We start from the raw sequence: 12085 nt of genomic DNA, 5'->3' as shown, positions 1-12085 counted from the left end.
TCAGTGGCCCGGCTGCGGTGCCGGCTGCTGCTGCGGCGCGCTGCCGAAATCGACCGCCGGCGCGTTGGAGATCTGCGCTTCGTTTTCCACGGTGAAGTTCGGCTTGGTCTTGTAACCGAAGATCTTGGCGGTGATCACCTGCGGGAACGAGCGGATGTAGGTGTTGTAGTCCTGCACCTGCTGGATGTAGCGGCCGCGGGCGACGGTGATGCGGTTTTCAGTGCCTTCCAGCTGGGCCTGCAGGTCGCGGAAGTTCTGGTCCGACTTCAGCACCGGGTAGTTCTCGGTGACCACCAGCAGCCGCGACAGTGCGCTGCCGAGTTCACCCTGGGCCTGCTGGAACTGCTTGAGCGAGGCTTCGTCGTCGGCGTTGACGTTGATCTGGCCAACACGCGAGCGGGCGTTGGTGACTTCGGTCAGCACGCGCTCTTCCTGGCTGGCGAAGCCCTTCACGGTCTGCACCAGGTTGGGCACCAGATCGGCGCGGCGCTTGTACTGGTTGAGCACTTCGGACCAGCTGGCCTTGACCGCTTCATCCTTCTGCTGGATGGCGTTGTAGCCGCAGCCGGACAGCAGGGAGGCCAGCAGCATCAGGGGCAGGACACGGGTGAACAGGCGCATGGCGGAGGTTCCGGGTGGACTGGGCACCGAGCATGCCACGGTTCGGGTGAAAGACCGGCCATCGGGCGCCGCCCCCCCTCCGCGGTGGTTGGCGAGGAAGCGTTATCGGGGTCGGCCGGGAGGGTGGGTTGGCTGGGGGGCGCTGCAAGTACGTCCATGTAAGCTTGATCGCCGCATCCATGCGGCTCACGCCCCCAGCCAACCCACCCTCCCGGCCACGGACAATTTCCTGCGCACCGCGGGAAGATCAAAAGAAAAATCAAAAGCAAAACGCGGTTCTTCAGGCATTCGTGTCGACCAAGGTCGACACCTACCGGAGCGGAACGCCGTTCCGGCAGACCGCGGGAAATTGTCGAAGGCGGGGTGGGTCCGGTGGCGGGGGTGTCCGCGGCATGGATGCCGCGGCCAAGCCCCCAGGGACGGGTTTACGGCGTCCCCCGCCACCGGACCCACCCCGCCAACCCACGGAATGCAGGCTTTTGCCGTTGACGTTGACGTTGATTGCAGCGGGTGCAGGGCTGCAAGCCCTGCCGGAATCCAACACCCCTCAGCAGGCCTCAGCCACCGCAGTGCGGGGACGCCCCAGCCACGCCAGCAGCAGGCCCGATGCCGCCAGCAGGCCACCGGCCACCGGAATCGCCGCGTAACCCAAACCCGAGCTGATCACCGCGCCCCCCAGCGCGGCACCCACCGCATTGCCGAGGTTGAACGCACCCACGTTGATCGACGACGCCAGGCCCGGCGCCTCGCTCGCCGCCTGCATCACCCGGATCTGCAGCGGCGGCACGATGGCGAAGGTCGCCGCGCCGAACAGCAGCACGCCCAGCGCCGCAGTGGCGTGGTGCATGAAGGCCAGCGGCAGCACGAACATCAGCACGGCCAGGACCGCCAGCAGGATGCGGGTCGCGCCATCAAGCGACCAGTCGGCCATGCGCCCACCGATGCCATTGCCAAACGTGAAGCCGATACCGATCAGGGCCAGCGACATCGCGATGAAGGTGTTGGAGGCGCCGGTCAGTTCGGTCAGCACCGGCGCCACGTAGGTGTACAGAGTGAACATCGCACCCGCGCCGAGCACCGTGGTGCCCATCGCCAGCAGTACCTGCGGCTGCAGGATGGCCTTCAGTTCGCGGCGCACGTCCGGGCGCGGCCCCGGTGCAGATGCCGGCAGCGCGAAGCCGAGCGCGGTGATCGCAATCAGGCCCAACACTGCAGTACCGGCGAAGGACAGGCGCCAGCCCAGTTGCTGGCCCACCCAGGTCGCCAGCGGCACGCCGCCGATATTGGCGATGGTCAGGCCCATGAACATGGTGGCCACGGCGGCGGCCTGCTTGTCCTTCGGCACCAGGCTGGCGGCAACCACCGCACCGATGCCGAAGAAGGCACCGTGGTTGAGGCTGGTGACCAGGCGCGACAGCAACAGCAGGCCGTAGTTCGGGGCCAGTGCCGAGAGCAGGTTGCCGACCACGAAGATCGACATCAGCAGCATCAGCGCGGTGCGCTTGCCGAAGCGGCCCATCAGCAGGGTCATCACCGGTGCGCCCAGCATCACGCCCACGGCGTAAGCGGTGATCAGCATGCCGGCAGTGGGAATGCCCACGCCCACGCCGTCGGCGATGACCGGCAACAGGCCCATCGGCGCAAACTCGGTGGTTCCGATGGCGAAGGCGCCGACGGCAAGCGCCAGCAAGGCCGCTCTGGAATTCATGGGGGGGTCCTGGGGGAGGGATTCGGGAGTGCGTAGCCTGCGCGCTTTGCTGTGGCGGATTAAGCCTCGCCCCGGGAAAACACTGTTGATTCTGGTTCACAAGTGAGGCACGGAAACCCGCTGCAAGTGCAAAAACCGCAGCGCCGTAGCAGAGCCGTGCCCCCCACAAACGCAGAACCCCCGGCCGGGCCGGGGGTTCTGAGGGACTTACATGCCAGAGGCGCTTACCAGTTACCAGCGCCCGGCACGTTGTGCTCGCGCGCGCGACGGCGCATCAGCAGGTTCAGCCATTCCACCAGCACCGAGAAGCCCATCGCGGCGTAGATGTAGGGCTTGGGCACGTGCACGTCCAGGCCGTCCAGGATCAGCACCGCACCGATCATCAGGATGAAGGCCAGCGCCAGCATCTTCACGGTCGGGTTGGCGTCGATGAAGCGGCCCAGCGGGTTGGCGGCCAGCAGCATCACCAACACCGACAGCAGGATGGCGGCGACCATGACCGGGATGTGGTCGGCGATGCCAACCGCGGTGATCACCGAGTCCAGCGAGAACACGATGTCGATCACCGCGATCTGCGCGATCACGTAGCCGAACACGGCCGAGGCCTTGGTGGTGCTCGGATCTTCATCCTCGCCGCCGCTGATCAGTTCCTTGATCTCCATGCAGCCCTTGATGATCAGGAACAGGCCACCGACGATCAGCACCAGGTCACGGATGGAGATGCCCATGCCGGCCACCGTGAACAGGTTGGCCGCCATGTGCGCCAGATACGCAAGCGACACCAGCAGACCGATACGGGTGATGCAGGCCACGGCGATACCGAGCTTGCGTGCGAACGGGCGACGTTCTTCCGGCAGCTTGCTGACCGCGATGGAAATGAATACCAGGTTGTCGATGCCGAGCACGATTTCCAGCGCGCTGAGCGTGAACAGGGTTACCCAGGCATTGGGGTCGGCGAGGAACTCAAAGGACATGGAATCTCTTCAAGGCAGTGGGGGAATGGGGTTTCAGCCGTAGCTGCCGGCCAGCGCGTGCGGAACCACGACCAGGGCCCAGCACAACAGCACGTTCATCATCAGCACGAACACCGCCGCCGAGCCCATGTCCTTGGCGCGGCCAGCCAACTCGTGGATTTCGCTGCCGTAACGTTCGATCACCGCCTCGATCGCCGAGTTGGCCAGTTCCATCGCCAGCACCAGCAGCATCGAACCGATCATCAGCGCACGCTCGACCGGCGTCTGCCCCAGCCAGACCGCGACCGGGGCCAGCAGGATCAGCAGGTAGACCTCCAGCCGGAACGACGATTCGTGCAGCCAGGCGGCGCGCAGGCCCTGCCAGGACCAGCGGGCGGCCTGGAAGATGCGGCGCGGGCCGCGGGGCAGATGGCCGAACTGATCAGCCACGGGTGGAACATCCAGCAACAGGGGCGCGGCGCAGCGACCGCTCAGACGCACGGCAGGGAATCATGGGTGCACAGGAATAGGCAGATGGCCGCCATTTTGCCACAAGGCCACCAGCCGCATCCCGGCACCGGCCCGGTGAATGGACCGCCAGGGGCAAGCCCCGGCCCGCCCCAGCTTCTATGATGGCGTTCCCTTCCCTGCTGGAGCGCCTGATGTCCCGTCGCCGTACCTGCCTGCTGATGCTGGGCCTGCTGACCGCCGCACCGCTGGCCCAGGCCCTGGGCCCGACCACGTCGCCCCGGGTACCCGAACAGGTCTCCAACGTGGCCTGGGCCGGCGACATGGCCCGGTTCGCCAGCGCCGACCAGGCCAACCCGCCGCCCCGCGGTGGCATCGAATTCATCGGCAGCTCCTCCATCCGCTTCTGGGAGAGCCTGGCCACCGACTTCCCCGGCCAGCCTGTATTCAACCGCGGTTTCGGCGGCTCGGAAGTGCGCGACAGCACCTGGTATGCCGGCCAGATCGTGGTGCCGTATGCGCCGTGCAAGGTGTTCTTCTACGCCGGTGACAACGACCTCAACAGCGGCCGCACCGCGACCCAGGTGCGCGACGACGTGGTCGCCTTCGTGCAGCGCGTGCATCGCGACCTGCCGAAGACCAAGGTCGAGTACCTGTCGATCAAGCCGAGCCCGTCGCGTGCGCACCTGCTGCCGGCGATCAACGAGGCCAACACGCTGATCAAGGCTGCGCTGGCCAAGCTGCCCAACACCGGCTTCACCGACATCTACACGCCGATGCTGCGCGCGGATGGCCAGCCGGATGCAACGCTGTTCCGCGAGGACATGCTGCACATGACCCCGGCCGGCTATGACATCTGGACCAAGGCGCTGGCGCCGAAGGTCAACTGCAACTGAGCAACCCCATCCACGCATGGCGTGGATGTACTGCGGATCGCGGGAAACTGTCGAAGGCGGGGCGGTGTGGGTTTGCAGGACCGTTGGCGCCATGGATGGCGCCATCGAGCCCCCATGGACGGGTTTACGGCGTGTCCTGCAAACCCACACCGCCCCGCCATTCCACGGAATGCCCGCTTTTGATGTTGATGTTGCCTCGGCGGGTGCCGGGCGCAGCCCGGCAAAATCCCTCTACCGGAAGATCACCGTTGCCTCGGTGCCCTGACCCGGCTCGCTGGCCAGGCTGACCTTCCAGCCGAAGCGATCACACAGCCTGCGTACGATCGACAGGCCCAGGCCGGTACCCTGCGGCCGGCTGGGTTCGGCGCGATAGAACGGTTCGAACGCCCGTGACAGCGCTTCGGGGGACATGCCGATGCCGGTATCGTGCACCACCACCCGATCGTTGTGCACATGCACGTCGATGCGCCCCTCGTCGGTGTAGCTGCATGCATTGCGCACCAAGTTGCTGACCACCACCTGCAGCACCCGCGGCGGCGCATGCAGCTGCACCGGGCCATCGCTGTGCAGGTGCACCGACACCGGGCGAGCCCCCAGCAGTTCGTTGGCGTTGTCCACTTCATAGCGGACGATGTCGTTGACGTCGAACAGCTCGATCTGCGGTTCGACGTCTGCCTCGCGGGCCAGGATCAGGAACGCATCGATCACCGCTTCCATGTCGCGGCCGGCCCGCTGGATGCGCTGCAGGCTGCGGCGCAGGCGCGGCTGCAGGCTTTCATCACCCAGTGCCATGTCGCTGGCAACGCGGATGACGGTCAGCGGCGTGCGCAGTTCATGGCTGGCATCGCGGGTGAAGTTGCGCTCGCGTGCCACGTGCGCGCTGACCCGGTTGGCCAGCGAGTGCAACGCGGCCGCCAGCTGCCGGGTCTCGCCCTGCATGTCCGCCGGCAGCTTGTTGGGCTCCAGGTCGGCCGCTTCCGGATGCCCCGGGTCCCAGCGCGAGACGCGCCGAGCCAGCCAGTTCACCGGCGACACCAGGCGCTTGGACGCGCGGTAGGTCACCCAGCTGGCGCCATACACCGCCAACAGGGTCAGCAGCACCGGCACGATGCCGAACCAGAACGCCAGCATCTCGGCGCGCGAGCGCAGGAACACCAGGTACAGGCGGCCAGCCGGGCGCACATCAACCAGCACCAGCTGGTCGTCCTTGGGCAGTTCGTGGAAGCCGGGCTCCAGATTGCGCAGGTTGGCCGGCAACGACAGTGCCGACTGCCCGCTTTCCAGCAGGTAGCCGCGGATGTTCTGGGTATTGGGCGGTGGCTGCACCGGGGACGCTTCGTGCAGCGTCCAGTAGTACGCCGCCTCCTCGCGCAGGGCAGCGCCCACCAGGCTGTGCTTGATCACCAGCGAGACCAGCCACGCACCCAGCAGGATGCCCAGGCTGGCCAGCACTGCCTGCAGGATGAAGGCGATACGGATCTTGCGCGGCAGGCCGTGCGGCATTGCGGAGTCCCGGTCAGAGCGCTGCGATTATAGGCAGCGCGCCACGCCGTGCGGGTGCATGGGCGATGACCGGCGGCAGTGCCGACCGGTCATGCCCTGCCCTCGTACGTGGCCACAACCCGGCCGGGCCTGCTGCTGCACCGGCGAGTATCCTGCTCAGGCCATCGGCTGGGCGATGTCGGCAATGCGGTAGCCGGCACTCTGCACGGTGTGCAGCAGCGGACGGTCGAACGGCTTGTCGATGATCTTGCGCAGGTTGTACAGGTGGCTGCGCAGGGTGTCCGAATCCGGCAGGCCATTGCCCCAGATCTCGCGCTCGATCTCCTGGCGGGTGACCACGCGCGGCGATTCGCGCATCAGGATGGTCAGCAGGCGCAGGCCGATCGGCGAAAGCTGCAGCTCGGTGCCGGCACGGGTCGCACGCATGCTGACCGGATCGAGCACCAGGTCGGCCACCTTCAGCACTTCCGAACCGACCTGGCGACGTTCGCGACGGATCAGCGCGCGCAGGCGGGCTTCCAGCTCCTGGATCGCGAACGGCTTGGTCAGGTAGTCATCGGCACCGAAACCCAGGCCGGTGAGCTTGTCGTCCAGCGTGTCGCGTGCAGTGAGCATCAGCACCGGGGTGGACTTGCGCGCATCGTTGCGCAGGCGACGGCACACTTCGATGCCATCCAGGCGCGGCAACATCAAGTCGAGCACCACGACGTCATAGCTGTTCTCCGCCGCAAGGCGGTAGCCATCCAGGCCGTCCTGTGCATAGTCGACTTCGAAGCCGCGACCTTCCAGGTATTCCCCGATCATCTCGGAGATGTTGCGGTTGTCTTCGACCACCAGCACCAAGCCGGAGGTCTCCTTCGTCTGACGCATGTGATTCCCTCTAACTTCAGCTTTGTGAAACATGCCGGATCGACGGTGGACGCGATGTGAAGTTCCGTCAAGAGGTACACAAACGGTTCAGAGCAGCGGCCTCAGCAGCGGCCAGACGTTTTCGAGCACCTTTGGCTGCGCCTGTGCGGTCGGGTGCAGGCCGTCGGCCTGCATCATGCCCGGCTGCAGGGCGACGCCCTCCAGCAGGAAGGGCAGCAGCGGCACCTTGTACTGCGTGGCCAGCGCGTTGTAGGCCGCCGCCAGGCGCTGGCGATAGGCCGGCCCGTAGTTGGGCGGCACGTCAATGCCCAGCAGCAGCACCTTCGCGCCGGCCTTCTGGCTGGCCTGCACCATCTTTCCCAGGTTGCCCTGCACCTGCGCCGGGGTCAGCCCGCGCAATGCGTCGTTGCCGCCAAGGGCGATCACTACCACGGTCGGCTTTTCCTTCGCCAGCAGGCCAGGCAGGCGGGTCAGCGCGCCGGCGGTGGTCTCGCCGCTCATGCTGGCGTTGACGATGCGCGCCGGGGTTTTCGACTGCTGCCTGACCCGCTGCTGCAGCAGGCTGACCCAGCCGGCGTCGGCAGGGATATTGTGGGCAGCACTGAGGCTGTCGCCGAGCACCAGCACGGTGCCGGCCGGACCTTTGGCACAGGCCAGCCCCGGCAGCAGCAGGAACCCTAGCAGCAGCACCATCATCGCGCCGGCTCGCCGGCTCCATCCCGTCTTGCGCATTGGAGTCTCCTCATCGACAGCCTGTCCCCCCGCAGCGCGCCCGTCGCCATCGCCGTCGACCAGGTCGGCAAGTCCGTGCAGGGCCCGGAGGGTGAAGTCCACATACTGGACAACATCACCCTGACGGTCCATGAAGGCACCAGCGTGGCCATCGTCGGCGCCTCCGGTTCCGGCAAGACCACCCTGCTTGGCCTGCTGGCCGGGCTGGACCTGCCCAGTCGCGGCCGCATCGCGCTGGCTGGCCAGGACCTGTCGGCGCTGGACGAGGAGGCCCGCGCCCAGCTGCGCGCGCGTGAGGTCGGCTTCGTGTTCCAGAGTTTCCACCTGCTGCCGGCGCTGACCGCCGCCGAGAATGTCGCGCTGCCGCTGGAACTGGCCGGGCGCGAAGACCGGGCGCGGGTCGATGAAGTGCTGGCCCAGGTCGGGCTGGCCCATCGCGCCCGCCACTATCCGCGCCAGTTGTCGGGCGGCGAGCAGCAACGCGTGGCATTGGCACGTGCGTTCGTCACCCGCCCGCGCATCCTGTTCGCCGACGAACCGACCGGCTCGCTGGACCACGCCACCGGCCAGCACATCAGCGACCTGCTGTTCGAACTCAACGCCGGCAGCGGCACCACCCGGGTGCTGGTCACCCACGACCTGCGCCTGGCCCAGCGTTGCCAGTACATCCACCGCATCGACGACGGCCGCCTGCTGCCGGTCGAGCGTGGGGCGCAGGCATGAACCTGCTGCGGCATGCGTGGCGCGCGCTGCGCCGCGAGGCGCTGGCCGGTGACCTGCTGACCGTGTTCGCCGCGCTGGTGCTGGGCGTGGCGGTGATGACCGCGGTCGGCACGCTGGTGAACCGGGTCAACCTGGCACTGACCGGCAGCGCGGCGGAAATGCTCGGCGGCGACCTCGGCATCGCCGGGCGCGATGACCCGCCGCAGGCATTCGCCGACGAGGCGCAGCGGCGTGGACTGGCCTTCACCCGCATCGCCAGCTTCGGCAGCGTGCTGTTCAACGGTGATGCCAGCCAGATGGCCAGCATCAAGGCGGTGCAGGCGGGCTATCCGCTGCGTGGCACGCTGAGGGTGCGCAGCACGCCCGGTGGCGCGCTGATCGCCAACGCCGGCATGCCCCCCAAGGGCCAGGCCTATGCCGACCCGCGCCTGCTGCAGGGGCTGGGACTGAAGGCCGGCGATGATCTCGAATTCGGCGCCGGCACGCTGCGCATCGCCGGCATCATCGAGGCCGAGCCGGATGCCGGCGGCGACCTGCTGACGCTCTCCCCCACCCTGCTGGTCAACCGCGCCGATGTGGAGGGCACCGGCCTGCTTGGCCCCGGCAGCCGCATCAACTACCGGCTCATGTTCGCCGGCTCCGCCGACCAGGTTGCCGCGTTGCGCCAGTGGCTGCTGCCACAGGTAAAAGGCCTTCGCCTGCTGAGCGTGGACGACACCCAGCGCGGCGTGCGCCAGGCCTTTGATCTTGCCGGGCGCTTCCTCGGCCTGAGCGCGCTGCTGGCGGTATTGCTGGCCGGCGTGGCGACCGCGCTGGCGGCCAACCGTTTTGCCCTGCGCCGCATCGACCAGGTGGCGATCCTGCGCTGCCTGGGCGCGCGCCAGCGCGACATCCTGCTTGGCCTGGCGCTGCAGCTGCTGATGCTGGCGGTGCCGGCCTGCGCACTCGGCATCGGCCTGGGCATGGCCGCGCAGGAAGGCCTGGTGCAGGTGCTGGGCAGCCTGGTGCCGCAGCGCTTGCCGCTACCCGAGGCAATGCCGGCGCTGACCGGCGCCGGCATCGGCCTGTTGCTGCTGTTCGGCTTCGGCCTGCCGCCGCTGCTGCGCCTGCGCGGGGTGCCGCCGATGCGCGTGCTCAACCGCTCCTTCGCCGCCCTGCCCCCGGCCTCGCTGCTGGCCTACGTAGCAGCGCTGGCGGCCAGCCTGCTGCTGGCGGTGCAGGTGACCGGTGATCTCAAGCTGGCGCTATGGGTGCTGGGCGGCCTGGCCGCGTTGGCGGTGGCGGCCGGCATGGTCGGTTTCGTGCTGCTGCAGCTGCTGCGCGGCCTGCAGCACCGTCTGCACGGCCACTGGCGGCTGGGCCTGGCGGCGCTGACGCGGCGCCGGATGCTGGCGGTGATGCAGCTGGTCGGGCTGTCGCTGTCGCTGTGCGCGCTGTTGCTGCTGGCGGTGACCGGCCCCGGCCTGCTGCAGCAGTGGCGCGAGCGACTGCCTGCGGACACGCCGAACTACTTCCTGATCAACATCCAGCCCGAACAGCGCGACAGCGTGCTGGCCGCGCTGCGTGGACTGGGTGCCAACGACGCCAGCATCGAACCGATGGCCACCGGCCGCCTGATCGCGATCAACGGCAAGCCGCCGCTGCGCGTGGATCGCTCGCCGGACCAGAGCGGACAGCCGGCGTCAGGCGAAGCCCAGCGCGATGACGACGACGAGAACCGGCCGTTGAACTTCAGCTGGCGCAGCAGCTTCCCGCCGGCCAATACGCTGATGAACGGCACCTTCTGGACGCCCGACAGCACGGCGTCGGAGGCGTCGGTTGAGATCGGCTGGGCCAAGCGCTACGGCGTGTATCCCGGCGACCGCATCACCATTGCAGTAGGCGAGCAGCAACGCGAATTCACCGTGACCAGCGTACGCAAGGCCGACTGGAACACCTTCCGGCCGAACTTCTTCGTGCTGCTGAACCCGAACGCGGTGGGCGATACACCGCACAACCTGCTGTCGGCATTCCACCTGCCGGCCGGCAAGGCAGCCGGACTGGGCGAGCTGATACGCGCGCAGCCCAACCTGTCGCTGCTGGACGTGGACGCGGTGATCTCGCAGGTGCGCGATGTGATGGAACGGGTGGCACAGGCGGTGCAGCTGGTGATGGTGTTCAGCCTGCTGGCCGGCGTGCTGGTGCTGCTGGCCGCGCTGCAGGCCACGGCGGGCGAGCGTCGCTACGACAGCGCGGTGCTGCGCACGCTGGGCGCGACCCGGCGCCAGCTGCGCGGTGCGGTGCTGGTGGAGTTCGGCGCGCTGGGCACGCTGGCCGCGTTGCTGGCGGTAGGCGCCGCGGCTGCGATCGGCGTGGCGGTCTCGCAGAAGGTGTTCGAGCTGCCGTTGCTGCCGCCGTGGCCGGGCCTGCTGGTCGGCGGCGTGGTCGGCATCGGGCTGAGCCTGCTGGCGGGCTGGTGGGGTACGCGGGCGATCCTGCATACGCCGCCGGCATTGGCGCTGCGCGAGGCCTGAAGCAGCGCCGGACCGGGGCGCGTGCCGAGCAAGCTCGGCACCTACCAAGTGCACATGACGGCGTTGCCAGTGTTCAAGGAACAAGCACATCCACGCATGGCGTGGATCTACTGGGCCTTTTCCACGTACTTGGCGAACACTTCGTCGATCTGCGTGTCCTTCACCTTCTTGCCGGACTGGATCTCTTCGGCCTGGGTGAACAGCGGGATGATCATCGCCATGCCGTCGATCCTGGTCTTCAGGTGCACGCCCGGGGCCTGGGTCAGGAAACCGTCCCAGCGCTGGCGAACCTTGGCCCAGTAGCCGGCGGTGGCCTTCCAGTAGTTGCGCGCCGGGGTGAAGTCGACCTCGGTGGTCTTCACGTAGTCGTTGAAGCCGAACTCGCGTGCGATCTCCACCTGGCTGCCATCGGCGTTGCGCTGCACCTTGGTGTTGAACTGCTCGTGGGTCCAGCCATTGGGCGTGAGCGTGTGGCGGTTGACCACGGCCAGCGCGTTGTAGTCGCTGCGCTTGGTGTACTCACGGCGCGGCAGCGGGCGCCAGCTCAGATCGCTGGTCCAGCTCGGCACGTTGTTGGTGTAGGTCCAGGTGCCGGTGCCGCAGTAGCGCGGTGCGTCGCTCACTTCGTACACGCACTGGGTCCAGGCGCCCTGGTTCACCGCCGACGGAATATTGCGCACCTTCCAGGTCTGGTCGGCGCTGAATTCGAAACGGTTCGGTGCTTCGTACACCCAGTCCTGGCGCCAGTGCTTGGTGATGTGGCCGCTCTTTTCATCCAGCAGCAGGTGCTGCAGCACGATGCGCTTCGGCGTGTCCTCGACCACGATGACCACTTCGCTGCCGCCGCTGCGCATCGCCGGTGCACGCTCGTAGCCCGGCTTCAGCAGCACGGTCTCGTCGAAGGCGAAGTCCACGGTGTACTCACCCTGCATGGCGAGGATGCTGTCGTGGTCGCGGGCGATATCGGAGGGCTGCGCGCTGGCCACGCCGCTGGCGGCGAGCAGCAGCATGGCGCTGGCTGTCTGGAGCTTCATCGGGGTCTTCCTTCGGGGTTGCAGATTCATTGAGGGGCCATCCGTGGCCAACGGGCGTTCCATC

11 protein-coding genes are annotated in these 12085 nt (G+C 67.7%); 3 read left to right on the top strand and 8 right to left on the bottom strand.

Going from position 1 to position 12085, the window contains the following annotated elements; translation table 11 throughout:
- The 4 genes from AC5P99_RS13385 to AC5P99_RS13370 all read right to left on the bottom strand — a co-directional run bounded on the left by AC5P99_RS13385 (nt 1) and on the right by AC5P99_RS13370 (nt 3732).
- Entirely contained in the window at nt 1–621 is a 621-nt protein-coding gene (locus AC5P99_RS13385; RefSeq protein ID WP_012479189.1) for a LemA family protein, read from the bottom strand.
- A 547-nt stretch (nt 622–1168) separates the two neighbouring features.
- Complete coding sequence (locus AC5P99_RS13380) at nt 1169–2329, bottom strand: MFS transporter (protein WP_012479186.1); 1161 nt, start codon at nt 2327–2329, stop codon at nt 1169–1171.
- Nucleotides 2330–2553: 224 nt separating this feature from the next.
- On the bottom strand, nt 2554–3303 hold the full coding sequence (locus AC5P99_RS13375; protein ID WP_005408127.1) for a TerC family protein: 750 nt from the start codon (nt 3301–3303) through the stop codon (nt 2554–2556).
- 33 nt (nt 3304–3336) lie between these two features.
- Nucleotides 3337–3732, bottom strand: a complete 396-nt coding sequence (locus tag AC5P99_RS13370; protein WP_005408126.1) for a diacylglycerol kinase — start codon at nt 3730–3732, stop codon at nt 3337–3339.
- 212 nt (nt 3733–3944) lie between these two features.
- On the opposite strand from AC5P99_RS13370, the gene AC5P99_RS13365 reads away from it, so the two are divergent.
- Entirely contained in the window at nt 3945–4646 is a 702-nt protein-coding gene (locus tag AC5P99_RS13365; RefSeq protein WP_049450179.1) for an SGNH/GDSL hydrolase family protein, read from the top strand.
- A gap of 231 nt (nt 4647–4877) precedes the next feature.
- On the opposite strand, the gene AC5P99_RS13360 is transcribed toward AC5P99_RS13365, so the two are convergent.
- The 3 genes from AC5P99_RS13360 to AC5P99_RS13350 all read right to left on the bottom strand — a co-directional run bounded on the left by AC5P99_RS13360 (nt 4878) and on the right by AC5P99_RS13350 (nt 7751).
- A complete protein-coding gene (locus AC5P99_RS13360; protein WP_005412286.1) occupies nt 4878–6149 on the bottom strand; it encodes a sensor histidine kinase in 1272 nt (423 codons plus the stop codon).
- Nucleotides 6150–6305: 156 nt separating this feature from the next.
- A complete protein-coding gene (locus AC5P99_RS13355; RefSeq protein ID WP_002811889.1) occupies nt 6306–7019 on the bottom strand; it encodes a response regulator transcription factor in 714 nt (237 codons plus the stop codon).
- Nucleotides 7020–7106: 87 nt separating this feature from the next.
- Entirely contained in the window at nt 7107–7751 is a 645-nt protein-coding gene (locus tag AC5P99_RS13350; protein WP_495213230.1) for an arylesterase, read from the bottom strand.
- 75 nt (nt 7752–7826) lie between these two features.
- On the opposite strand from AC5P99_RS13350, the gene AC5P99_RS13345 reads away from it, so the two are divergent.
- On the top strand, nt 7827–8474 hold the full coding sequence (locus tag AC5P99_RS13345) for an ABC transporter ATP-binding protein (RefSeq protein WP_495213229.1): 648 nt from the start codon (nt 7827–7829) through the stop codon (nt 8472–8474).
- Nucleotides 8471–10987, top strand: coding sequence for an ABC transporter permease (locus AC5P99_RS13340; RefSeq protein WP_262091255.1), 2517 nt, complete (start codon nt 8471–8473; stop codon nt 10985–10987). Before AC5P99_RS13345 ends, AC5P99_RS13340 begins: the two co-directional genes overlap by 4 nt.
- Before the next feature lie 107 nt (nt 10988–11094).
- On the opposite strand, the gene AC5P99_RS13335 is transcribed toward AC5P99_RS13340, so the two are convergent.
- Complete coding sequence (locus tag AC5P99_RS13335; protein WP_049451431.1) at nt 11095–12021, bottom strand: DUF6607 family protein; 927 nt, start codon at nt 12019–12021, stop codon at nt 11095–11097.
- Nucleotides 12022–12085 lie beyond the last annotated feature (64 nt).

Source organism: Stenotrophomonas sp. YJH_SMC_80 (assembly GCF_059372495.1).
Note: the sequence above shows the minus strand (reverse complement) of the source record. Positions and strands in the feature narration are given on the sequence as shown.

Bases quoted from the DNA above. Each gene is read 5' to 3' on its own strand.
- AC5P99_RS13375 (WP_005408127.1), bottom strand. From the start codon at position 3,303: ATGTCCTTTGAGTTCCTCGCCGACCCCAATGCCTGGGTAACCCTGTTC.
- AC5P99_RS13335 (WP_049451431.1), bottom strand. From the start codon at position 12,021: ATGAAGCTCCAGACAGCCAGCGCCATGCTGCTGCTCGCCGCCAGCGGC.
- AC5P99_RS13385 (WP_012479189.1), bottom strand. From the start codon at position 621: ATGCGCCTGTTCACCCGTGTCCTGCCCCTGATGCTGCTGGCCTCCCTG.
- AC5P99_RS13365 (WP_049450179.1), top strand. From the start codon at position 3,945: ATGTCCCGTCGCCGTACCTGCCTGCTGATGCTGGGCCTGCTGACCGCC.
- AC5P99_RS13360 (WP_005412286.1), bottom strand. From the start codon at position 6,149: ATGCCGCACGGCCTGCCGCGCAAGATCCGTATCGCCTTCATCCTGCAG.
- AC5P99_RS13355 (WP_002811889.1), bottom strand. From the start codon at position 7,019: ATGCGTCAGACGAAGGAGACCTCCGGCTTGGTGCTGGTGGTCGAAGAC.
- AC5P99_RS13350 (WP_495213230.1), bottom strand. From the start codon at position 7,751: ATGCGCAAGACGGGATGGAGCCGGCGAGCCGGCGCGATGATGGTGCTG.
- AC5P99_RS13380 (WP_012479186.1), bottom strand. From the start codon at position 2,329: ATGAATTCCAGAGCGGCCTTGCTGGCGCTTGCCGTCGGCGCCTTCGCC.
- AC5P99_RS13340 (WP_262091255.1), top strand. From the start codon at position 8,471: ATGAACCTGCTGCGGCATGCGTGGCGCGCGCTGCGCCGCGAGGCGCTG.